17 protein-coding genes are annotated in these 23,376 nt (G+C 68.2%); 11 read left to right on the top strand and 6 right to left on the bottom strand.

The annotated features are described in order from the left end of the window. Nucleotides 1-857: 857 nt before the first annotated feature. Nucleotides 858-1,301, bottom strand: coding sequence for a ComEA family DNA-binding protein (locus Ssi02_RS38480; RefSeq protein ID WP_239128482.1), 444 nt, complete (start codon nt 1,299-1,301; stop codon nt 858-860). Nucleotides 1,302-4,497: 3,196 nt separating this feature from the next. Here Ssi02_RS38480 and Ssi02_RS00835 point away from each other — a divergent pair. Beyond that, entirely contained in the window at nt 4,498-4,917 is a 420-nt protein-coding gene (locus tag Ssi02_RS00835) for a serine hydrolase domain-containing protein (RefSeq protein ID WP_307825571.1), read from the top strand. 193 nt (nt 4,918-5,110) lie between these two features. After that, nucleotides 5,111-5,395 carry a hypothetical protein gene (locus Ssi02_RS00830; protein WP_204019968.1) on the top strand — a complete coding sequence of 95 codons (285 nt, stop codon included), beginning with the start codon at nt 5,111-5,113 and terminating at the stop codon, nt 5,393-5,395. A gap of 196 nt (nt 5,396-5,591) precedes the next feature. On the opposite strand, the gene Ssi02_RS00825 is transcribed toward Ssi02_RS00830, so the two are convergent. From Ssi02_RS00825 to Ssi02_RS00810, 4 genes are all read right to left on the bottom strand, one after another. Beyond that, on the bottom strand, nt 5,592-6,467 hold the full coding sequence (locus Ssi02_RS00825) for a DegV family protein (RefSeq protein ID WP_204019966.1): 876 nt from the start codon (nt 6,465-6,467) through the stop codon (nt 5,592-5,594). Between the two features lie 268 nt (nt 6,468-6,735). Next, nucleotides 6,736-7,944 carry an imidazolonepropionase gene (hutI, locus tag Ssi02_RS00820; RefSeq protein WP_204019964.1) on the bottom strand — a complete coding sequence of 403 codons (1,209 nt, stop codon included), beginning with the start codon at nt 7,942-7,944 and terminating at the stop codon, nt 6,736-6,738. Between the two features lie 823 nt (nt 7,945-8,767). Further along, the gene (hflX, locus tag Ssi02_RS00815) at nt 8,768-10,144 is read right to left on the bottom strand and encodes a GTPase HflX (protein ID WP_239128488.1); all 1,377 of its coding nucleotides are present in this window, start codon (nt 10,142-10,144) and stop codon (nt 8,768-8,770) included. A 189-nt stretch (nt 10,145-10,333) separates the two neighbouring features. After that, nucleotides 10,334-11,035, bottom strand: coding sequence for a DUF4097 family beta strand repeat-containing protein (locus tag Ssi02_RS00810; RefSeq protein ID WP_204019960.1), 702 nt, complete (start codon nt 11,033-11,035; stop codon nt 10,334-10,336). 263 nt (nt 11,036-11,298) lie between these two features. On the opposite strand from Ssi02_RS00810, the gene aceB reads away from it, so the two are divergent. The 6 genes from aceB (at nt 11,299) to Ssi02_RS00780 (ending at nt 19,282) form a co-directional block, all read left to right on the top strand. After that, nucleotides 11,299-12,888, top strand: coding sequence for a malate synthase A (aceB, locus tag Ssi02_RS00805; RefSeq protein WP_204019958.1), 1,590 nt, complete (start codon nt 11,299-11,301; stop codon nt 12,886-12,888). A gap of 19 nt (nt 12,889-12,907) precedes the next feature. Continuing rightward, the gene (locus Ssi02_RS00800; RefSeq protein ID WP_373870059.1) at nt 12,908-14,374 is read left to right on the top strand and encodes an FAD-linked oxidase C-terminal domain-containing protein; all 1,467 of its coding nucleotides are present in this window, start codon (nt 12,908-12,910) and stop codon (nt 14,372-14,374) included. Next, nucleotides 14,374-15,624: an FAD-binding oxidoreductase gene (locus tag Ssi02_RS00795; RefSeq protein ID WP_204019955.1), complete on the top strand. Its 1,251-nt coding sequence runs from the start codon at nt 14,374-14,376 to the stop codon at nt 15,622-15,624. Before Ssi02_RS00800 ends, Ssi02_RS00795 begins: the two co-directional genes overlap by 1 nt. After that, nucleotides 15,624-16,919 carry a (Fe-S)-binding protein gene (locus tag Ssi02_RS00790; protein WP_204019952.1) on the top strand — a complete coding sequence of 432 codons (1,296 nt, stop codon included), beginning with the start codon at nt 15,624-15,626 and terminating at the stop codon, nt 16,917-16,919. Before Ssi02_RS00795 ends, Ssi02_RS00790 begins: the two co-directional genes overlap by 1 nt. After that, on the top strand, nt 16,916-17,668 hold the full coding sequence (locus Ssi02_RS00785; RefSeq protein WP_204019950.1) for an IclR family transcriptional regulator: 753 nt from the start codon (nt 16,916-16,918) through the stop codon (nt 17,666-17,668). The genes Ssi02_RS00790 and Ssi02_RS00785 overlap by 4 nt, the downstream gene beginning before the upstream one ends. 429 nt (nt 17,669-18,097) lie before the next feature. After that, nucleotides 18,098-19,282 (top strand): Rv1352/Rv1906c domain-containing protein, encoded by a 1,185-nt coding sequence (locus Ssi02_RS00780; protein ID WP_507763431.1) that lies wholly within the window; start codon nt 18,098-18,100, stop codon nt 19,280-19,282. A 134-nt stretch (nt 19,283-19,416) separates the two neighbouring features. Here Ssi02_RS00780 and Ssi02_RS00775 read toward each other — a convergent pair whose 3' ends face one another. Beyond that, nucleotides 19,417-19,890: a hypothetical protein gene (locus tag Ssi02_RS00775; RefSeq protein ID WP_204019947.1), complete on the bottom strand. Its 474-nt coding sequence runs from the start codon at nt 19,888-19,890 to the stop codon at nt 19,417-19,419. 194 nt (nt 19,891-20,084) lie between these two features. Here Ssi02_RS00775 and Ssi02_RS00770 point away from each other — a divergent pair, with 194 nt between their 5' ends. The 3 genes from Ssi02_RS00770 (at nt 20,085) to Ssi02_RS00760 (ending at nt 23,282) form a co-directional block, all read left to right on the top strand. After that, on the top strand, nt 20,085-20,765 hold the full coding sequence (locus Ssi02_RS00770) for a response regulator transcription factor (protein ID WP_204019945.1): 681 nt from the start codon (nt 20,085-20,087) through the stop codon (nt 20,763-20,765). Beyond that, a complete protein-coding gene (locus Ssi02_RS00765; protein WP_204019943.1) occupies nt 20,762-22,036 on the top strand; it encodes a sensor histidine kinase in 1,275 nt (424 codons plus the stop codon). The genes Ssi02_RS00770 and Ssi02_RS00765 overlap by 4 nt, the downstream gene beginning before the upstream one ends. A gap of 766 nt (nt 22,037-22,802) precedes the next feature. Then, a complete protein-coding gene (locus Ssi02_RS00760) occupies nt 22,803-23,282 on the top strand; it encodes a PepSY domain-containing protein (RefSeq protein ID WP_204019940.1) in 480 nt (159 codons plus the stop codon). Nucleotides 23,283-23,376 lie beyond the last annotated feature (94 nt).

Raw genomic sequence — 23,376 nt, 5'->3', positions numbered from 1 at the left:
GCCGACCAACACAAAGGCGGCACCCCACACCGCCAGCGCCGGCACCCCTATGTGAACCGCGTGTTTGTACGACGCCCCCGCCCCAACGGCCGACTCCCCCGCCTCCGCGGCAGCCAGACTCCCAACGGAGGACAGGCTCCCAGCCGAGGACAGGCTCCCGGCGATAAACCAGCCCCGGGTTCTCCGCTTCCAAGCCTCAACGCCAGCAGCAGCAACCTTGCTCCACGCCCAATTCCACACCGCACGGCCCCCCAACACCCCGTTCCTTCACCGCATCCACCGCTTCCTTCAGCCCACTCGCCGCCCCCCTCACCAAACTCGCCGCTTCCTTCGCCACCCCACCGTCTTCACACCGCATCCAGTCACCGCATCCACCGTTCCCCTTCACCGCCCCCGGTCCTTCACCACGTCCTCGCCCCTTCACCCGCTCTCGCCCTTTCTCACGCATGTGCGGTCGTGAGCAGCCCGAGCGATGAGTTTCCGTACAGGGACGCATGCTCCTCAGCCGTCAGAGTTCGGTCGGCCTGCAGCCACCCGCGCTCGAGTGCTAGCTCCGCATAGATCGAGGACGCTGTCTTCGCAGGGATCAGGTGGCACGATGCTGAACAGGCCAGGTACGCCGCGGGAGTTGAAGACGCCCTGAGATTCCAGCCTTTGCAAAGCTTCCGCCCCACCAACCGTTCCAGGCCCCGGCCAGGGGGGACTTGCTCATTCCGACGTTCGCAAGGCTTCCACCCACCCCTTCTCCCGGCGTGAGCAAGCTGATCGAGCAGGAGGCGTAGGGTTCTCGCCGCCGGACTGCACCCGCTTCTCACCCCAGGCTCCCGAATCCCTCGTCTTTACGAACCCTCGTGCCTTCACACACGCACCTTGTCCTTGAGGTCGGAGAACTTTGCGGGACCGATGCCGGTCACCTCCTTTATCTGGTCGACGCTGCGAAACCCCCCATGTGCGTCGCGATACTCGACTATGCGGGCCGCCAGCACGGCGCCGACACCGGGTAGTTGCTCCAACTGCTCGGCCGTCGCGCCATTGAGGTCGATCAAGGGGGTGTCGAGCGACGGAATCGACTGGGTGGTGCCCTGCACTGTGGCACCCTGTGGCGCGGAAACACCCACCAAGATCTGCTCACCGTCCACAAGCCGACGCGCGAGATTGAGGGTGCCCGTGTCGGGGGTGCCGCGCACGCCGCCCGCCGCCTTGATCGCGTCGGCTACTCGTGCCCCGGGCTGTAGCGGGAAGACACCGGGATGACGGACCTTTCCTGCCACGTGCACCGTCACATGCATGGTCGGCGACACAGCCGGCATCCGTGGTCCGATGCTTGGCAGCGATGCTGGGGTGGGCAAGGGCAATGGTTGAGGTTCGGGCTGGGCTTGCCACGCATAGATCGCCGCCACAGCGGCGGCCACCGCCCCAACCACCAGGAGCACTCGGAGCGTGGGCCGCCCCGGATCAGTCGTGGAGTGGGGCGTGCCGATGGCGGATCTCAGCGCTTGCAACGCAGGAGGCAAGGGCGGAACCGGCGACAGCGGAACCTCCGGCGAAGGGGCTGGGGCTGGGAACCCCTGCGGCAGAGGTATCTGCATGGGCGAATCCTCCGCCGAAGGGAACGGCACGGGAGACAGGTGTGCCGGAGGCCCTTGTGCCGGGAGTGCTTGAGGCAGACACCCTGGTGACGGAACACCTTGTGCCGGGGACACATCGGACAGACGACCTGGTGATGGAAAACCTTGTGCCAGCGGCGCCTCGGGCAGACGACCACGTGCCAGGGGCGCTTCAGGCAAAGAACCTTGTGCCGGAGACACCTCGAGCAGACGACCTGGTGACGGAAAACCCTGTGCCATGGGCACATCGGACAGACGACTTTGAGCCGGAGAACCTTGGGCTAGAGGTGCCTCGGGCAGACGACCTTGAGCCAGGAGTGCTTCGGGCAGACAACGTGGTGACGGAAGCGGCTGTGCCAGAGCAACCCGAGCCTGAGCAGGGTGCTCTGGATCTGCTTGTGCTGGAGGAACTTGAGCAGAAGGAAAGCGACCTGGAGACACCCACGCCGGAGGAACCTGTGCCGGGGAAAGGTGTGTCGGAAGCGCCTGCGCCTGAGAAGGCTGTCTCGGAGCAGTTTGTGATGGAGAAACCTCCACCGAACGACCTTGTGCTGAGGGAGCACGCACTGAAGATGTCTGCGCGGCTCGTGCGTGAACGCGTGCTCTGGTTGCAACACGACGGCCTCTGGAGCCAAACCGATCGGCGTTCCCCACGTCCCCGCCTTCTGACATGCAACGCCGTGAATTCCCTACCCGGTCCTCGACATCGCGCCGACCTTCTACTCCCGGGGTTGCGGAATTTGGAAAACCAACTCGCTGGGAAGCCCCAACCCACTCCCCAGCCCACGCAGCGGCGCCATGCCCAGATGAAGCGGACCCCTCGTCACTCCCCTCATGACGATCACGCCAGCCTGAGGCATAGACAACCCGATCTTGATTGCGCTGGGAACCAAGGGCAGCTACGGCAAGCCGGCCTGAACCAGGGTCGCTCTCACGAGGCATTTCAGCCCACCCGCCGACTCCTACCGGAATGTCCACTCCGACCGGAACGGATTCCCCGCCATCATCCCCACGTCGGCCACGCGAACCTGAGGCATCGGTGACAATCCGGACTTGGCCGTTCCCAGAGCCGCGGGTAGACGCACTGGCCTCAGCCGCTGGTCCCTCACCCGTGCGCCGGCGTGCGACGCGGCCGACTGCGTCATTGGATGCGTCGAGTTCCTGTCGCCTGCCTCCCTCGGAGAGTTGGCTTCCATCCCGGATCTGGTGTGGAGCCAAAGAACTGTCTCGCCCTCGTGATGTTCGCGGAGACCGGTTGCCGGCTTCACCTCTCACTGGGTTTGGGACATGCATGTCTTGTGGAGCAGCACCTTCCTCCTTCTGTCCTCTCCCTTCCGTGTGACGCGTTGTCGTGTCGGCGGACACCATCGGCGACGCCTCCCCTGACACGTCGGAGGTATCGGGCATAGCGGCACCGGTAGACATGGAAGGCGGAGCGGGAGCAGCCGAACCAGGCAGTACAGCGAAGGCCGCAGGCGTGACAGACCCAGCCTCCGACAGACCGGGAGCAATGAGCACAGCAGGATCAGTCGACACGAAAGCCTGGGCAGGCGGTGCCGCCAAGGCCGCAGACATGACGAGTCCACTCCCCGACAGGTCGGGGGCAACCGGTATAGCAGGATGGGCGGGGACGAAAGGCGAAGCGGGAGCAGCCGAAACAGGCGGCACGGCGAAGGCCGCAGGCGTGGCGAACCCGGCCGACACAGTCGAGGGCCGACTTGAGTTGGGCACGGCGTTTGCCGCAGCGACGGTTGCTGCATAGCTGTCTTTTTGGTCTGTCGAGTTGACAGGCAAGCCCGGTGAGCGGTCGGACAAGTCGGCCACTGGCTTGCAGAGCGGCTGGGCCGGCTTCGACACCCTCGGAGGGCGGTCGGGAGTGCTTGTCACGACGGCCCGGAGGCGGGCCTCGGCATTGGCCTGCTGGGTCTTTCGTTGAGCTCCGCGCATGCCGACCAAGGTAGGGACTCGAAGTTCGTCCGGCGGGCCTGCGCGGCATTCTGTGGAAAAGGCCAGCGGCTCAGCTCAGGCTGTGGATAAGTCACCTCGTTGATCGCCCGCGGCCAGGCTGAGGGCATCAGACGCGCAGCCGCCAGCAGTTCCGGGCCAGAAACGAGGGGCCTGAGCAGGCATGCTTCGGCTAGAGAAGGGGACCGAGCCTGGCCGAGCTGGTTGAGCCCGAAGGCCTCAGAGCTTCGCCGTTCCGGCTGAAGCGTGGCCACCCGTGCCTCACTGCGGTAGCCGAAAAAGGGAGACCCCATGCCTGCCCCACCCATTAGATGACAAAGGCCCCGGAGGCTCACTTTCCATCTCCAAGTGTGGATCCCAAGCCTGGCCGCAAGAGCTGGAGTAGGGAGCCATGAAACCGATCCGGACAGGAGCGAAGGCTGCAGAGCTCACAATTCCAGCTGAAAGCGCAGGTCTCCGAGCCTGACCACCACGGAAGGGCACTGCGAGCCTCGAATGCCGCATTCCGGTCAGGGATGGGATGACAGGTTTGGCTACTACCCATGGAGGCAACTCCCCGAGTCGACTGGGGGCGGAGGCCCGGGGTTCCCCTTACGCCTGGAGAAGGAGGGGAAGTCGTTCTCCGGCCCGACGATCCGAGGGCATGCCACTACATCCGGCAACCCATAAGGCCGACTACATCGCACATAAACGCCTGTCCCTAATTGATGCGGCACGACCGAAATACCAACCACCAGCACACAAGGGACGCCTATGAAGCGTGCCGTGTCCTTGACGGTCCTCACCGGGACCACCCCGGCTTTGGTCACCTTGCCTCCTGCTGCTCACACTGCCAGGGCGCCGGGGAGTCACCTGCAGCGGGAAATGGACAAACCGGCCGACTCCCCTCAGGTGATCGCCGCGATCGCCGAGGCGCAGGTAAGGGGTGAGCTCTGGCGGGCATCCAGTGGGAGCCGGCGTTTCGACGCGAACGGGCAGGGGGCCGCCGGGGGTGCGTTTCCGGATTGGATCCATGACGAAACCCGTAATGGCGACGGCGATCCTGCGACTTGTCCATGAAGGCAGGTTGAGGCCCGACGACAGGCTCTCGACGTTGTTGACGCAAGTAGTCGATCTGGTAGAGCAGGCCGACGAGATCACTCTGGGACGGTTGATCAATCACACGGCAGGGATCCCGGATTACGCTGAAGTTCTGATGCAAGACCCAGTTTATTTTCAGGATTCCACGCTATATAAGCCGGCCGACATTCTTAATACCTATCGCAAGATGCCGAACACTCAAGAACCGGGCGAGAAGTTCTCCTACTCCAACACCGGCTACTTCCTTCTCGCCATGATCGCTTAAGAGGGCACTGGCAATTCATGGCGTTCGGAGGTCAAGAAACGGGTCATCCTCCCGGTAGGCATGAAGCACAGCTACCTACCCGGGACACGAACCACTTCAAAGGCCCCCATCCGCCCGGATATCACCTCACGGGAAAGGCAAACTGCACGTCGTACACCGGTTCAATCCCACCATCGTGGATGCCTCCGGTGAGATGATCTCCACGAGCCGCGACCTTAACCGCTTCTTCCATGCGCTGTTCAGCGGCAAACTGGTCGGCGTCCACCTGCTGGACGCGTTGAGCGCTCCGTCGGCGACTCCCGCTCCTGCCCCGCCGCGCAAGGGGTTGATCGGTCCTATTCAGGGTGGTGTGCCGGGCCCCACCACCACGTCCTACGCGTCGTCCGAAGGTGGCCGCTACATCACCATCTCCACCACGACAAAGGTCGCCGAGCTCGCCCCCGCGGCCAAGGATGTTCCCTTTGCCCAAGTGTCGTGAGGGGGTGGCGAGGAGTCCGTTTTGTCTAGGGGCGACGCCTCTACAGCGTTTCCCAAGCACGCTCCCTGGCTCAGGCGGGCTTGCCGCACCTAACCCAGGGAACGCTCGGCCCCAGGCCATGGCGCAGCACGCCACAGCAGCCGAACAGTCGCCTCTCAAGCATTCCCAAGGCCGCCCACCGCACCGACAGGTCACCTCACCACATGACTGGCGCGACGGTGACCCCCAGCATTCCGGGCCCCGCGTGGGCGCCGATGACGGCGCCCACCTCGGTGACGGTGATGTCGACGGGACCGGGGACCCGGCGTGTCAGGTCGGCGGCGAGGGTGTCGGCGCGGGTTTGGGCGCCGAGGTGCTGTACGGCTATCGCCACGCGCCCTTCGCCGGAAGGACGGACCTGGGCTGCGGCCTCGACGGCGAGGTCCTGCAGCCGGGCGATGGCCCGCGAGGCGGTGCGCACCTTCTCCAACGGGGCGATCACTCCGTCTGCGATGTGCAGCAGTGGTTTGATCAGCAGCGCGGTCCCCAGGAGGGAGGCGGCGGCGCCGATGCGTCCGCCTCGGCGGAGATACTCCAACGTGTCGACGTAGAAGAAGCTCCGGCAGGCCGCCGCGCAGCGGCGGGCCGTCTCGGCGACGTCGCCCGCTGTGCCACCGCGGGCCGCGGTCGAGGCGGCGGCGAGTACGGCGAAGCCCAGCCCCATGCCGACCGATCCGCTGTCGACGACCTCGACCGGCAGGGATGCGCCGGCGGCTGCGTTGCGGGCGGATTCCAGGGTGCCCGACAAGTGTTCGGACAGGTGGATGGAGACCACGGCTTCGGCCCCGGCGGCCTTGGCCGTCTCATAGGCGGCGCCGAAGGTGGCCGGGGAGGGGCGGGACGTGGTGGGCGAATCGCCCGAGCCGGGAACCGGTGCCGAGGTTGAGGTGGTTTCGGGACACGCATCTGTGTCGTCAAACGCCTGACCGTTGACGATCACCTGAAGGGGCACCACGGTGACGTCTAATCGCGAGGTCGTATCGGGTGGGAGGTAAGCGGTTGAGTCTGTGACCACTACCACCGATGACGCCATAGGCAGAGGTTACCCATCGAACGCAGGTTCTCCGAAGCACCTGGCGACCAGGTCGTCGCTCAAGTCGCGGCTTCGCCCCCCGTGACGCCCGGTCACCGTACAGGCGTCACCGTACAGACCAAGCGGCCGGCACCTGAACAGCGTCACCGTACAAGCGTCACGAGAAGGCCCCCGCCACACCCGGTCACCGTACAAGCGTCACAGGCACGAGGCCCTGCGCTTGACCCCGGTCACCGTACCCGCATCACAACACGATCCAAGCAAAAGGTCACTGCACCGGCACCCCACCCCGCCAGACGCGACGGGGCTTGAGGCCGAACGCCCAAGCGAACGCACCCTCGTGGTCGGCGTCCCACTGCACGATGTCCGCCAGCCGCCCTGGAGCAAGGACGCCCCGGTCGGGAGCGCCAAGCACGGTGGCCCCGCCGAGGGTGGCCGCGCGGAGCGCGTCGCCGACGCTGATGCCGAAGGCGGAGACCGCGAGGCTGATGACCAGGGCCATCGAGGTGATGCCGCAGTGTCCGGGGTTGTGGTCGCTGCCGAGTGCCACGGCGATGCCTTGGGCGATCATGCGGCGGACCGGAGGGAGGTTGCCGCGTTGCATGGCGGTGGCGGGGCAGACGACGGCGGGCACGCCGTATCTCGCCATGACCGCCAGGTCTTCGTCGGAGGTGTAGTGGAGGAGGTCGGCTGAGGCGCAGCCGAGTTCGGCGGCGAGTTGCACGGCTCCCCGGCGGCTGTAGGCGCCGGCGTGGATGCGTGGCAGGAGGCCGACGTTGCGGCCGGAGGCGAGGACCCAGCGGGCTTCCTCGGTGGTGAAGTGGCCTTCGTCGCAGTAGACGTCCACGCTGTCGGCGCCGGCGGCCGCGGCGTCGGCGCACCAGGCTCCGACGGCCTCGATGTATTCGCGTTGGCGTCCGAAGTATTCGGGTGGCACGACGTGCGCGGCGAGGAACGTGACGTGCACGCGCGGCATCATGGGCTCCTTCTCCAGCTCGCGGAGAAGGCGCACGTCGGCGAGTTCGCCGTCGCGGGTGAGGTGGTAGCCGGTTTTGGCCTCGACGGTCGTGGTGCCGCTGAGGAGCCAGCTGCGGAGGCGTTCGCGCACGCCGTTGCAGAGGGTCCAGGGGTCGGTGCCTCTGGTGACGGTCACGGTGGATCCGATGCCGCCTCCGGCGGCGGTGATGGCGGACGGGGTGCAGCCGCCTGACCGCATCGCCATCTCGGCGTAGCGGTTGCCCGCGTAGACGGGATGGGTGTGGGCGTCGATGAGTCCGGGGGTGACGAGTGCGCCACCGAGGTTTTCGACGTGGTCGACGTCGACGATGTCGTCGACGACGCCGGGAACGCCCTGGGGCAGCTCAGCCGCTCGGCCGACCCAGGCGATGCGATCATTGTGCACCAAAATAGCCGCGTTGCTACAGACGTCATTGCCTGTCCACAAGCGGCCGATGTTGGTGAGAAGGCGAACGGTCATCGCATCACCACCCACACAAAAGGCAGCTCCCAGCCCATGCCGGGCACGGCGCCCGCCTGATCCGCTCCGAGTCCGGATGACATGGGGGGTCTCCTGCTCTAATCCGCCATTAGGTTGTGCGGTGACCGTATCGCCCAGATCATGTCCCGGCGATTTCAGTTCAGTTACGTTATTTCACAGGTCGGCCCGCCGTACAGGGTTATTGGGAAGAACGCCGGCCAACCTCAGCCGTCCGCGGATCGGAGAACGAACCTCGCCCCCGGCATCTCGGAGCTTGGTCACAACTCCCGCTTCGGCCCCTGCTCACAACACCACTCACAGCAGTCACCATGCTAAAACCCACGACGGATTGTCTGGTTAAGATTGGCTTATCCTAGCAATCCCCACGCCGCACTACCACTGTCGCTTTTGCCCCATTTCTATCGCTCACTGAGAGCCCTTTCGGCCCGCCCGGAGCGCACTGGAACGGGTTCCCAGCAGCGGTCCCAACAGGTCGGCGCCACCCTCCCAGCGGGGACGACGTCGGCACCGAAAGCCCGGCCGACCAGGAGTGCGTCAAGCAACAACGATCATATGCCCCGGAGAGCAGAAGCGGGAACACGTTCCAGTTCCAACCTGCGCCGACCGGCACTCACCACCCCGCGGATCAATGCTGCCACGCGAAAAAGCAACCAAAGTTACCTATTAACCAGTATGAAATACACAATTTTTCAGCTATTTACCATCAATTCATGCCATGGCCGGAAGCACCTCGGCGCCGGACCCTCGAAGGGGTTCCGGCGCCGAGGTCTAAGCCCAGGTCAGGCGGGATTTGAGGGCCGTGTCAGACCGTCTCCACCGGCTTGCTGACACGCTCCAGCTCATGGTTGAGGTCGGCGAGCACGCGGGCGTGCAGGATGGTGCCGTCCTCGGTGTGCTCCACCGAAAGCACCTCGCCCTCCTCGTGAGCGCGTGAGATGAGATCGCCCCTGCCGTACGGCACGAGCATCCGCACCTCGTGATCAAGCACGGGCAGCTCACGCTCGATGATCGCCATCAGCTCGGCCACACCGGCCCCGGTGCGCGCCGAGACCACGACGCTGTGCCGCTCGCGGGCCGTCAACTGGGCCAGCGTCACCGGGTCGGCGGCGTCGGCCTTGTTGATGACGACGATCTCGGGCACGCCGGTGGCGTCGATGTCGGCCAGCACCTCGCGCACGGCGGCGAGCTGGGACTCGGGGTCGGGGTGGGAGCCGTCGACCACGTGGAGAATGAGATCGCTGTCGGCGACCTCCTCCAGCGTGGAGCGGAAGGCCTCCACCAGCTGGTGGGGCAGGTGGCGCACGAACCCGACGGTGTCGGCGATCGTGAACATCCTGCCTTCGGGCGTGCGTGCCCTGCGGACCGTGGGGTCGAGCGTGGCGAACAGCGAGTCCTCCACCAGCACACCCGCCCCGGTGAGGCGGTTGAGCAGCGAGGACTTGCCGGCGTTGGTGTAACCCGCGATGGTCACCGACGGCACGCCGTGGGAGCGGCGCTTGGACCGCTTGGTGTCCCGCGAGGTGGACATGCCGGAAAGCTGGCGGCGGAGTTTGGCCATGCGCTCGCGGATGCGGCGCCGGTCGAGCTCGATCTTGGTCTCACCGGGGCCTCGGCCACCGATGCCCACGCCGCCGGCGGCGCGGCCGCCGACCTGGCGCGAGAGGTTGCCACCCCAGCCTCGCAGCCTCGGCAGGAGGTAGCTGAGCTGGGCGAGCTCCACCTGGGCCTTGCCCTCGCGGCTCTTGGCGTGCTGGGCGAAGATGTCGAGGATCAGGGCGGTCCGGTCGATCACCTTGACCTTGACGACCTCTTCGAGCTGCCGGAGCTGACCGGGGGCCAGCTCGCCGTCGCAGATCACGGTGTCGGCGCCCTCGGCCTCCACGATGTCGCGCAGCTCCTGCGCCTTGCCCGAGCCGATGTAGGTCGCCGGGTCGGGCCGCTGGCGCCGCTGAATCAGCCCTTCGAGCACCTCGGAGCCCGCCGTCTCGGCCAGCGCCTTGAGCTCCATGAGGGAGATCTCGGCGTCGAGCACCGTGCCCGTGGTCCAGACACCCACTAGGACGACCCGCTCCAGCCTGAGCCGGCGGTACTCGACCTCGGTGACGTCTTGGAGCTCTGTGGACAGCCCTGCCACACGCCGCAGCGCATGACGGTCTTCGAGGTCGAGGTCGCCTGTCATGGGCGCCGCGTCCAAGTCTTGATCATCCCACTGCCGCGCCGAGTCACGGGTGAATCGAGTACGAGAGTCGTTATGCATACCTGTCATCTCTGTGTGACAACGTCTGAACACCTGAGTGTCTTCCCCGATGGTGACACGACACTCGGCCCGGTGACACCTGGTTATCCCCAGCGTCCCATGAGCGTTGTCCTAGGACTTGAGCACCTCGACCTCCCCGGTGCCCGCCGTCACCTCAAGCCTGCGGGGTGAGGCGGGGTCGTCCTTGATCTGGACGGTCACCTCGCCGAGCCCGCTGTCGCCCTCGACGTTGTAGCCAGAGTCGGGAACACGCAGGCTGGCGTCGCCGACGCCCGTTTTGATCGTGACCTCGTCGGGGGCGCCGGCGAAGGCGAGATCGACGCGGCCGGTGCCGGACTCGGCGTCGGCCCTCTTGCTGGTGATTCCTGCGCCCTCGATGTCGCCGGTGCCGGAGACGACGGTGAATTCCCCGGAGAGGTTGCGCAGGGTCACCGTACCGACACCGTTGTCGACGCGGATGTTGAGCCCGCGGGGCACCTCGACCTTGTAGTGCACGCCGCAGTCGGACACGATCGCCCGCTCACATGTGTAACGCAGGGTGAGCTTCTTGTCGTCCACCGGGCGCTCGGTCACTGGTTTGCTGCTGCGCCACTGGAGGGTCTCGGTGACGCGTACGCCCTTGCGGTCGGACTCGTTGACGACGACGTCTCCGACCTTGGCCTCGACGACGAGGTGGGTCACATCCGCGGAGAGGTCGTAGGTCTTGGCCTCCTGCTCCGAGGCGCCGAGGTTCACGTCGAACTCACACGCCGTGAGCAAGAGCCCCGCGCCGACCGCCAGGCCCGCCAGCGCCATCCGCTTCATCAAACCCATCTCCACTCAATAAGGGGCCAGGCAGTCCGCACTTTGCCGCATCTTTGCCTGGCCCGCCCCGTCTTGGCCTGACGGATGGTCCCCGTCAGCACTCACGTTACTCACAGTGACAGAGCTTCAGGCGCATGCCTATCGGGGACGCCCCCGTGACCCCCCGGGAGTCAACCCTGAGAACGACCCCCGGGTTGGCCGCACTTCAGGGCGTCGAGTAGCGTCAGTTCCACAATTTAGAAGAGTTTTTCCACCATATGGAAAGGATGCGCATGGACGGCGTCGAGATCACCGGCCCGCTGCTGGATCGATTCGAGGAAGTCCTCACGCCGGAAGCCGTCGCCTTCGTGGCCGCGCTCCAGCGCGAGTTCGGGGCGCGGCGCCTGGAGCTGCTCAAGGCCCGGGAGACCCGCCAGGAGGAGCTGTCCGCGGGCGGCACCCTCGACTTCCTCGCGGAGACCAAGCACATCCGCGAGGACGAGTCCTGGCGCGTGGCCGGGCCCGCCCCCGGGCTCGTGGACCGCAGGGTCGAGATCACCGGCCCGGTCGACCGCAAGATGACCATCAACGCCCTCAACTCGGGGGCCAAGGTGTGGCTCGCCGACTTCGAGGACGCCAACTCCCCGCTCTGGGAGAACTGCGTGGCCGGGCAGCTCAACCTGCGCGACGCACTCGACCGCGCGATCGACTTCGAGACCGGCGGCAAGAGCTACGCGCTGCGGCCCGACGAGGAGCTGGCGACGATCGTGGTGCGCCCCCGCGGCTGGCACCTCACGGAGAAGCACCTGGTGGTCGACGGCGAAGCCGTGTCGGCCTCGTTGTTCGACTTCGGCCTCTACCTCTTCCACTGCGCCGGCCGCCAGATCGAGAAGGGCAAGGGGCCCTACTACTACCTGCCCAAGATGGAGTCGCACCTGGAGGCCCGCCTCTGGAACGACGTCTTCGTCCGCGCCCAGGACACCCTCGGCATCCCGCGTGGCACGATCCGGGCGACTGTGCTAATCGAGACCTATCCCGCGGCCTTCGAGATGGAGGAGATCCTCTACGAGCTGCGTGAGCACTCGGCCGGGCTCAACGCCGGCCGGTGGGACTACCTGTTCAGCGTGATCAAGAAGTTCCGCACCCGGGGCCGGGAGTTCCTGCTCCCCGAGCGCAACGCCGTGACGATGACCGCCCCCTTCATGCGCGCCTACACCGAGCTGCTGGTCCGCACCTGCCACAAGCGCGGCGCCCACGCCATCGGCGGCATGGCGGCCTTCATCCCGAGCCGCAGGGACCCCGCGGTCAACGAGGTCGCCCTCACCAAGGTGCGCGCCGACAAGACCCGCGAGTCCGGCGACGGCTTCGACGGATCATGGGTCGCCCACCCCGACCTGGTCCCGATCTGCCGCGAGGTCTTCGACGGCGTGCTCGGCGACCGGCCCAACCAGCTTGATCGCACCCGCGAGGACGTCGCGGTCTCCGCGGCCGACCTGCTGTCGGTCTCCGAGACCCCCGGGCAGATCACCGAGACCGGGCTGCGCAACAACGTGGACGTCGCGCTGCGTTACCTCGCGGCCTGGATGGGCGGCAGCGGCGCCGTCGCCATCCACAACCTGATGGAGGACGCGGCCACCGCCGAGATCTCCAGGTCGCAGATCTGGCAGTGGATCAAGAACGGCATCGCGCTGGACGACACGGGCCGTACGGTGACCCGCGAGCTGGTCGAGAAGATCATCGAGGAGGAGCTCGCCGGGATCCGCGCCGAGCCCGGCTACGATGCGGACCTGTTCACCCAGGCCACCGCGCTGTTCAAGGAGGTCGCGCTGGACGACGACTTCGCCGACTTCCTCACCCTGCCCGCCTACGCGCGCATGCCGTGACGGGTGCGATTCTGAAGAGATGACGACGATGCCCGGCGACACGCTCACCCTCCTGGCCGACCGCCTGCGCGGCCCCCTGGGTGACCAGTGGGTGATCACCGATCCGGTGCGGCTGCGCACATACGAGTGCGACGGCCTCACCTACCACCGCGCGACGCCGGGCCTCGTCGTGCTGCCCGAGACGGCCGAGCAGGTGTCGGCCGTCGTGCGGGCCTGCGCCGAGGCCGGTGTGCCGTTCGTGGCGCGCGGCGCGGGCACCGGCTTGTCCGGCGGGGCGCTGCCCCGCACCGACGGAGTGCTGATCGTGATGTCGCGCATGCGGCGCATCCTGTCGATCGACCTGCCCAACCGGCGGGCGGTCGTGGAGCCGGGCGTCACCAACCTCGCCGTCACCGAGGCCGTCCGCGCGGACGGCTACTACTACGCCCCCGACCCCTCCAGCCAGCAGGTCTGCTCGATCGGCGGCAACGTGGCGGAGAACTCCGGGGGCGCCCACTGCCTCAAATACGGCTTCACCGTCAACCACATCCTCGCTCTGGAGATCGTCAGCCCCGACGGGGACATCATGCAGCTCGACGCGCTGGATCCCGGTTACGACCTGCTCGGGGCGTTCATCGGCTCGGAGGGCACGCTCGGCGTCGCCACCAAGATCACAGTACGGCTGACGCGTGCGCCCGAGGTGGTGACCACGGTGCTGGCCGCGTTCCCCGGAGTGGCCGCGGGAGGCAAGGCGGTGTCGGCGATCATCGGGTCGGGCATCGTGCCCGCCGCCATCGAGATGATGGACGCCCTGGCGATCGAGGCCGCCGAGGCGGCGGTCGCGTGCCGCTACCCCGAGGGAGCAGGGGCGGTGCTCATCGTGGAGCTGGACGGCCCAGCGGCCGAGGTCGCCGGTCACTTCGAGCAGGTCGAGCGCATCTGCCGGGAGGAGGGCGCCTTCGAGATCCGCGTCGCGGACGACCCGGCCGAGCGGGCCGCGATCTGGAAGGGGCGCAAGTCGGCCTTCGCCGCGGTGGGGCGCATCAGCCCCGCCTACATCGTGCAGGACGGGGTCGTGCCGCGCACGGCGCTGCCCGGCGTGCTCGCCCGCATCGCCGAGTTGTCCGCCGAGCACGGCATCCGGGTGGCCAACGTGTTCCACGCGGGCGACGGCAACCTGCATCCGCTGGTGCTGTTCGACGACGCCGAGCCGGGCGCGGGCGAGCGCGCCGAGCACGTGTCGGGCATGATTCTCGACCTGTGCATCGAGCACGGCGGCTCCATCACCGGGGAGCACGGCGTCGGCGTCGACAAGGCCAGATATATGCCGAAGATGTTTACAGAGGATGACCTCGACACCATGCAGCTGGTCAGATGCGCGTTCGACCCGAAAGGGCTCTCCAACCCCGGCAAGGTGTTCCCGACACCGCGCCTGTGCGGCGAGGTGCCCGGTGTGCGGAAAGGTGTACACCCCCTCGTGGAGTCGGGGAAGGCGGAGCAGTTCTGATGACCGGCCGATCCCCCCTCGACACCCTCAAGGCGACCGGAGTGCCCGTCAGAGAGGCCGTCCCCGAGGACGCCGTCGCCGGAGTGCTCCCCTCGTGGGTCGCCGCGCCGGGCGGCGTCGGCGAGGTCGCCGAGATCATGCGGGCCGCCTCCTCGCTGGGCCTCGCCGTCGTGCCCTCGGGCGGGCGCACCAAAGCGGCGTGGGGCCGTCCGCCCGAGCGATGCGATCTGGTCGTCGACACCCGCGCCATGGACCGCGTGCTCGAACACGAGGCCGGCGACCTCGTCGTGCGGGTGCAGGCCGGCGTCACCCTGGACGGGCTCGCCGCGGCGCTCGCCGTCCACGGCCAGGAGCTCGCCCTCGACCGTCCGCTTGACGGCGCGACCGTCGGCGGCACCCTCGCCACCGCGACCGCCGGCCCCCGCGCGCTGCGCTACGGCACAGCCCGCGACCTGCTCATCGGCATCACGGTCGTGCTCGCCGACGGCACCGTCGCCACCTCGGGCGGCAAGGTGGTCAAGAACGTCGCGGGCTACGACCTGGGCAAGCTGTTCACCGGCTCCTACGGCACGCTCGGGGTGATCGCCGAGGCGGCCTTCCGGCTGCATCCCATGGCCGCCGAGCGGGCCTGCGTCACCTCGGCCCACCCGGTGTCCGAGGACCTCGGGCCGCTGCTCCGCCGGGTCACCGCGGCCCAGGAGGAGGTCTCCGCGGTGGAGATCGACTGGCCGGACCCGCGCGAGCCGTACACGCTCACCTGCCTGGTCGAGGGGGTGGGCGCCCAGAGCCGGGCTTCCGCCGTACGCGAGCTGCTTGGGACGCGGGCGAGCGTCGGCGGTGAGCCTCCGGGCGAGTGGGCGCGGCTGCCAGGGGAGACGTTCGTGCTTGAGGCGCGGGTGCGGCAGGACGACCTCTATGACGCGATGCTGGCCGTCGCGGGCACCGTGCGCGTCACCGGGGTCGAGGCGGCGGTGCGGGGGTGGGCCGCCCCCGTGTCGGTCCTGCGCATCGCCCTGCGCACCGACGACGGCCCGGCGGCAGGCGACGCGGCGGGTGCCGCCTTCGTCACGGCGCTCCGCGACATGGTCGAACCCGGGGGCCGCGTCGTGGTCGTGACGGCGCCCGAGGAGATCGCGCGGCGGGTCGACCGCTTCGGGCACATCGGTGCGCTTCCTTTGATGAAGCGGGTCAAGGAGAGGTTCGACCCGGATCGTTCGTTGTCGCCGGGACGTTTTGTGGGAGGCATCTGATGACCCCGTCCGAGCCACCGCACGGCATCGACGCGGAGCTGATCAAGGACTGCGTGCACTGCGGCTTCTGCCTGCCCACGTGTCCCACCTATGTGCTGTGGGGCGAGGAGATGGACTCCCCGCGCGGGCGCATCCACCTCATGGGGCAGCACGTCGAGGGAGCTCCCCTCTCGGACGCCATGGCCGGCCACTTCGACGCGTGCCTCGGATGCATGGCGTGCGTCACCGCGTGCCCGTCCGGCGTGCAATACGACAAGCTCATCGAGCAGACCCGCGCCGTGGTGGAGCGCGAGCACCCCCGGCCGCCCGGCGAACGCGCGATGCGCGCCCTGGTCTTCGCGCTGTTCCCGCACCCGCGCAGGCTGCGTGCCCTGCGCCTGCCGCTCCGCCTCGGCGCTCCCGTGGCGCGGCGGCTCCTCCCCCGGCTGCGCGCCCTGCATCCCTCGCTCGCCGCCATGGTCGAGCTCGCCCCGCCCGTGCCCGCCCATCGGACACGGCTGCCGCCTCGCGTCCGGGCCGTGGGCCCGCGTCGCGCCACCGTGGGCCTGCTGACCGGGTGCGTGCAGGGGGAGTTCTTCCCCGGGGTCAACGCCGCGACGGCGCGTGTGCTCGCGCTGGAGGGCTGCGAGGTGGTGATCCCGCGCCGGCAGGGCTGCTGCGGGGCCCTGTCGCTGCACTCGGGGCGCGAGGAGGAGGCCGTGCGGTTCGCCCGTGCCACGGTGGCCGCGTTCGAACGCGCCGGCGTCGGCACGGTCGTGGTCAACGCGGCCGGGTGCGGCTCCACGATGAAGGACTACGCGACGGTGCTCGCCGGCGACGAGGCGTGGGCGCGGCGGGCCGCCGAGCTGCGCACGGTCGACGTCGCGGAGTTCCTCGCCGAGCTCGGCCCGCGTGCGCGGCGGCACCCCCTGCGGCTGGACGTGGCCTATCACGACGCCTGCCACCTCGCCCACGCCCAGCGTGTGCGGGCGCAACCCCGCGAGCTGCTCGGCGCGATCCCGGAGCTGCGCGTCAAGGAGATCGCCGAGCCGGACATCTGCTGCGGCTCGGCCGGAACCTATAACCTTTTCCAGCCCGAGGCCGCGGCCGAGCTCGGCGAACGCAAGGCCACCCATGTGCTCGCCGCCCAGGCCGACCTGCTCGTCTCCGCCAACCCCGGTTGCACCATGCAGATCACCGCCGCGCTGCGCCGCACCGGCAGAAAGGAGCTCCCCATCGCCCACACGATCCAGGTGCTCGACGCCTCCCTGCGCGCCCTGCCGGTGAGCGCCCTGACCGGCGGAGCATCGCTGTGAGCACGGTTCAAGCCGTCGACCGGGCGCTGGACGTGCTGGAGGCGCTCGCCGGGCAGGGTGGAGAGGCCGGGTTGTCGGAGATCGCCGCCCAGACCGGCCTGCCGTACGGCACGATTCACCGCTTGCTCCGCACTCTGCTCGCGCGAGGCTATGTGCGGCAGGAGTCGGACAAGCGTTATGCGCTGGGCGGGGCTCTGGTCAGGCTGGGCGGCACGGCCGAGCGGATGGTGGCGGTGTGGGCGCAGCCGTACCTCTCGCGCATGGTCGAGCTGTCCGGGGAGACGGCGAACCTCGCGGTGCTTGAGGGGGACTTCGTGGTCTATGTCGCGCAGGTGCCGTCGCCCCGGCGGCTGCGCATGTTCGCCGAGGTGGGGCGGCGGGTGTTGCCGCACAGCACGGCGGTGGGCAAGGTGCTGATGGCCGACCGCGGCGACGGCGAAGTGGCGGCCCTGATAGAGCGCACGGGCATGCCCCGGCGCACCGCCAACACGATCACCGATCTCGGGTCCATGCTCGCCGAGCTGGAGGCGGTGCGGCGGCGGGGATACGCGCTGGACCTCGGTGAGGAGGAGCTCGGCGTGCACTGCCTCGCGGTGCCCGTGCGCGACGGGGGGCGGGTCATCGGCGCGATCTCGGTGTCGGGTCCTTCGGAGCGCATCGACGCTCTGGACCGCGAGACGCTCGCCCGTGACATGTCTGGGGTCGCCGCGGAGTTCGGGCGCGAGCTGGGGCCGGACCGGCAGGTCTGAGCCGTCTCGTCAAGATCCGCCTAGCCCCCGTCCATGGGCATGTGCGCCGGCTGTGCCGTACGGCTCGCGCCTGATCGGCCGGGGGCCGGATCGGGGTGGTCACATGGCAGCTGACCAGGAGGGGAACGGCTCGCGGGGCGGTGTGGGCCTGGATTGAAGATGCTCGGTGCTCGGCTCTCTCCGAAATATCCGACAGATCGAGATATTCTTGACCTTGTTCAAGCTGTCTAGTGGTATTACTCGTCACTACTCGTCTGTCACTACTGGTCGGTCAGCGTGCACCGGTCACCGCTGGTGACGAGTGACTCCGAGAGACTCGTCCTCGATAACTTGTCATCGGCCGACTGTCGTCAGCGGAGAGCCGTCACAGGCTCCACTTTCCTCCGGTGCCGTAGGACGTAGGGAGAGTTCTTGGGGCAAAGGGGTCAGGTGAAGTACCCCTCGACAATCCCCGGGAGGGGCTTGTTCGTCGTCGGGGTGGACATCGCGCCGGGCGAATACGTCTGCGAGGCGGCCAAGGGCGGCCGGTTCGTGCGCTACCCGGGAGGCGGCAGGCCTCCGGTCGTGCGAGTGCCCAGCCCCAGGACCCCCACGCAGATCACCATCGAGAGCGACGACACCGCTTTCGAGACCGCAATCCCCGGCGACTGGACCCGGGTGGCCGACGATCCCGGCCCGCGCGCCGCCACGCAGCCCTCGTCCGCCGAGGCACGCGACGCCGCCCCCGCGCTCGTGATCTCGCCGGAGGCCCCGGAGCGTGTCGCCACGCTGATCCGCGACCACCAGCAGGCCGTCCTTGAGGACTACCACGGCAAACGTATGGGGCCCTCGTCCCGATTAGACCTCGGACTGCGGATGGCGGCGGACTTCGCCCTCACCCCCGTGTCCGCTTTCACCGTCGCGACCGGCATCTACCTGAACTCCGGGTTCGGAGCCGTCCTCAGCGTCCTCGGCGGCACCGGCGTCGCCATCGGTGTGAGTCTCTTCTTCGCCAAAGCCGGGAAATACGCCCCCAGGATGTGGCGTGAACTCAGCGCCGTCCTTCTCGCCCGGGAACACCGAGAACACCTCCTGCTCCCCGAGGACTTCTCCGCCGACTGCGCGGCCCTGCTCTTGCGCGCCCAGCACGCCATCGAGTCGGTGCGTTCCTCGAAGGTGCGCCAAGCCGGCCTGCTGGACGCCCACGACACCGCCGGCACCCTCGCCGACCAGGAGTGGGAGATCGCCAAGGCGCTCGCCCAGGTGTCGGCGCTGCGGCGCACCCAGACCCAGATCATGGCGGCGGGAGCGGCCCCCGAGGTCTTCGCCGCCATCCAGTCGGCCGCCGCCACGCTGGAGACGGTGCTGGCGTCGGTGACCGAGCGGGTGGAGACCCTGGAACGCTACGCCGAGAGCGTGCACGGCGCCGACCTCGCCTATCGCGCGCATGAGCAGATCCGCGCCCTCAGCGAGCAGGCCCACCAATATGAGGACCTGCTCGCCTCGACGGCCCGCGACGACGTCGCCATCCCCGCCATCGAACGCCTCAGTGACCAGGCCACCACACTGCGCCAGGCACTCAACGACAGCCTCGACGTGGTCGGCCGCCTCGGCTCGGACCTGCGCGGCATCTAAACGCCGCATACCGCCTGGAACCCGGTTCGGGGCTCGGACGGAGTAGGGGTGTGTGACCGCATGAACGACGATGAGATCAAGATGGTGGCCCGCATCCTGTGGGGGCGGGTGCGGGCCATGTCGGGGCAGCGCTCTCAGTCGGCGTCGACCTCTTGCTGGATCTTCTCTCTGGGGATGCCGTTGGCGTCGCAGGTGACGGTGACCCGGATGTCCAGCCGCTCGGACTCGAACTCCACCTCCACGCGTTTGCCGGTGCCGTAGGGGCCGTCGTCGAGCTGGAATCCCTGGCCGGCGAACAGGTTTTGCACGGTGACCGTGCCGTTGGTGCAGGTCGCGATGAAGCTGCCGCCCTTGGTGGAGATGGCGCGCTTCTTGCCGCTCGCGGAACTCGGTTCGCCTGTGGGGGTCGGGCTGGGGCGGGAGGTCGCGGCGGCGACGGGGGTGGTCTGCGCCAGGGCCCTGGTGACGTCCTCGGTGGACCGGGCCGCGCCGGTGGAGCCGGTCAGGTCGGGCACGACGAGCCGTATCACCGCGATGCTGCCGACGGTCGCGATGACCGCGGCCACCAACCAGCTCCCGGCGATCAATAGAACACGCCGATTCAACACCCACTCCCCCTTCCGGCTGCGATCAACAGCGGGCGGATGATCCGTCCGGCCCGCGGCCTGGAAACTCGCGAGGGCCTAAGTCCTTCGAGGTCAGAGGGACTGAACACACTATCCCCCGCATCATGCTAAGGCGTGGTTAAGGCACCGCTAACGTGGTTATGCGCTTTGTCATGCACCGTCTACCGTGACACCAAATGGCCGATGTCCTGCTTATAGAAGACGACGCGACGATTCGTACCGCGCTGACGCGTGGCCTCCGCGAGCGAGGCCACGCGGTCACGTCGTCCCCCAACGCGCTCGACGGGTTGCGCCTGGCCGTCCAGGATCGCCCTGACTTGATCGTGCTCGACCTGGGTCTCCCCGACCTGGACGGCACGGAGATGCTGCGCATGCTCCGCGCCGTGAGCCGCATCCCCGTGATCGTGGCGACCGCGAGGGACGGTGACGCCGAAATGGTGCCCGTCCTGGATGCGGGGGCCGACGATTATGTAGTCAAACCGTTCACCTCCGCTCAGCTCGACGCCCGCATCAGGGCGGTACTGCGACGCACAGGTGAGAGCCGCCCGGACGAGACGGTGGCCGTCGGCGGGCTGCGGATCGATCCACGTGGACGCACGGCCACCCTGGACGACGCCGTGATCGAGCTCACCCCACGCGAGTTCGACCTGCTCCACTACCTGGCCACCCGCCCCGGCGAGGTGGTGACCAAGCGGGAGCTGCTGACCGAGGTCTGGCAGGTGCCGTACGGCGGAGCCGACAAAACCGTCGACGTGCACCTGTCGTGGCTCCGCCGCAAACTCGGTGAGACCGCCGATCGCCCCCGTTACCTGCACACTGTCCGCGGGGTAGGCGTCAAGCTGGTCGAACCCTCATGAGACGCCGGCTCGCCCTTCTGGTGACCGCCACCACCTCGCTCGTACTGATCGCTCTGCTCATCCCCCTCGCCATCCTCGTGTTGTCGGTCGCGGAGAACCGCGCCATCCACGAGGCGACGCAGGAGACGGAGTCGATCGCGATGGTGGCCGGGATCGAGACCGCCGACTTGCACCTCGCGGTCGAACGGCAGTCGCAGACCACCGGCCACCCCATCACCGTCTTCATGAGCGACGGCTCCCAGATCGGCAGCCAGGCGAAGCGTTCGCCCGCGGTTGAACTCGCGATGCGGGGCTGGAGCTTCACCGCCGAGGCGGAGGGGGGCGGCCAGGAGATCCTGGTCTCGGTGCGCGACCCACAGAACCGCCCGTTGGTGGTGCGCGCGATCCTCAGCGAGGCCGATCTCCGGCAAGGTGTGACGATGGCGTGGTTGGGGCTGCTGTGCCTTGGGCTGCTCCTCATCGGGTTCGGGGTGGTGGTGGCCGACCGGCTCGCCCTGGCGTGGACGCGGCCGATGGACAACATCGCCCGGGTCTCCCACAAACTGGCCGCCGGCGATCTGACGGCCAGGACGGAGCCGGACGGGCCGCCCGAGATGCGCGCGGTGGGCGTGGCGCTGAACGGGCTGGCGGACAGGATCAACGATCTGCTGGCGCAAGAGCGCGAGAACGCCGCCGACCTGTCCCACCGGCTGCGCACGCCGCTGACGGGGTTGCGCCTTGACGCCGAGGCGCTGCGCGACGTCGAGGAGGCGGCCAAGATCAGCGCCCGGGTGGACGCGCTCGAACGGGCGGTCACATCCGTGATCACCGAGGCCAGGCAGCGCACGACGGGCAGGCAGCAGTGCGACTCGGCCGCCGTGGTGCGAGAACGTGTCACCTTCTGGTCGGTGCTGGCCGAGGACCAGGCCAGGGAGGTCTTCCTTGACCTCGTCCCCGGTCCGCTCTACGTCGCCGTCAGCGCCAGCGAGCTGGCCGCCTGCGTGGACGCGCTGCTCGGCAACATCTTCGCCCACACCCCCGACGGCGTCGCGTTCACAGTACGGCTGACGCCTCGTGCGAGCGGGGCGCTCCTGGAGGTGGCCGACCAGGGGCCCGGGTTCCGGCGCGTCGAACCCCTGGCGAGGGGGGAGAGCGGCGCGGGGTCCAGCGGGCTCGGCATGGACATCGCGCGGCGCACGGCCGAGTCGTCGGGAGGCAGCATCACGATCGGCCCGACGCCGGGCGGCGGTGCCACGGTTTCACTGGTTTTGGGTGGCCCATCAGCGCCTTAACGATCTCTTAGCACTCTCGCAGCGTGGCCCTATCTTCGGTCACGCCAAGGTAGATCCATGACCAAGACAACGGAGAGACCGCCACTTCCCCGCTGTCGAAGGTCCCAAGCTGAGGGGTGAACCGCGAGAGCGGCTCTCCTCGTCAAGCGGACGTTCCACGGCCGCCGCGTCGCTACCCCGGCTCGGCACCGATCTCGCGACCGGGGCCAGGGAACGTTCATGGGGTGCCCGCAGCACCTCGAAGGGTAAGAATCTCCTTCCGCCCCGCCTGGTGAGTCCCCGTTGCCTCTACGGGTAAGGCAACCGGTCCTGCGAAACGGCTCGCCAGGCGGTGGAGGAGGGAAACGGCAGTGAGGTGGTCAACGGGCGTTTCAGCCTTCAACCCCTTCCCCACGGCCATTCCGCCGGCCGTGTGGATGGACACCTACCTGGTGGGACGGCGATGTCCGCACAGGTTGGTTGGAGGCTGACACGCTCAGCAGTGGTACGGCCATGTGAGGGCGCCGGCTCCGCTCGGGGGAGCCGGCGCCCTTCGCCGTTCCCAGGCAGCTCACCGCTTTCCAGGCAGCTCACTGTTCCCAAGCGGCTCACCGCTTTCCGGCGGTTCGCCGTTTCCGGCGGGTCACCGCTCCGAAAGCTCTCGCCGATTTCCGGCGACGATGGCGACTTTGGGGCTCTGACCAGGGGTTTTGTGTCTTAGCACAGCGTTAGTGTTCTCGCAGCGCGCCTCTATCTCGGGTCGCGCGAACCTATGGCTATGCGAAAAATGACGAAGTTCTCCCTGGCCGCCGCTGTCACCGCCACCATCGCCATCGCCGGCACCGGCGCCGCGATCGCCACCACCGGCGGCTCCCCGTCCCCGGTGTCCACCACCTCCTTCTCCCCCGAGTCCGCCTTCGGCGGACAGACGCCCACCCCCCAGACCCCGGCGGGGCAGACCCCCGCGATCGACGAGAAGCGGGCGGTCGAGATCGCCCAGCAGCGCGTGCCGGGTGCGAAGGTCGTCGACGTCGAGCTGGACGACGACGGCGCCAAGGAGTGGGAGATCGAGCTGCGCGCGGGCGACAAGGAATACGACGTCGACGTCTCCTCGGTCGACGGCCGGATCCTGGAGTTCGACGAGGAGACCGACCGCGACGACGACAAAGACGACCGGGACGACCGGGATGACGACGATCGCGACGACGACAAGGACGACCACGACGATCGCGATGACGACCGCGACGACCGGGATGACCGCGACTGACACGCTGACAGGGCGACGCCGTACGGATCACAGCACATAACCGATCCGGCAAACGGTGACGGCGCGTGCTCCCCCCACACGCGCCCCCTGACGT

The organism is Sinosporangium siamense (genome assembly GCF_016863435.1).
Taxonomy (GTDB): domain Bacteria; phylum Actinomycetota; class Actinomycetes; order Streptosporangiales; family Streptosporangiaceae; genus Sinosporangium; species Sinosporangium siamense.
The sequence above is the reverse complement of the archived record's forward strand: the minus strand, read 5'-3'. Positions and strand labels throughout refer to the sequence as shown.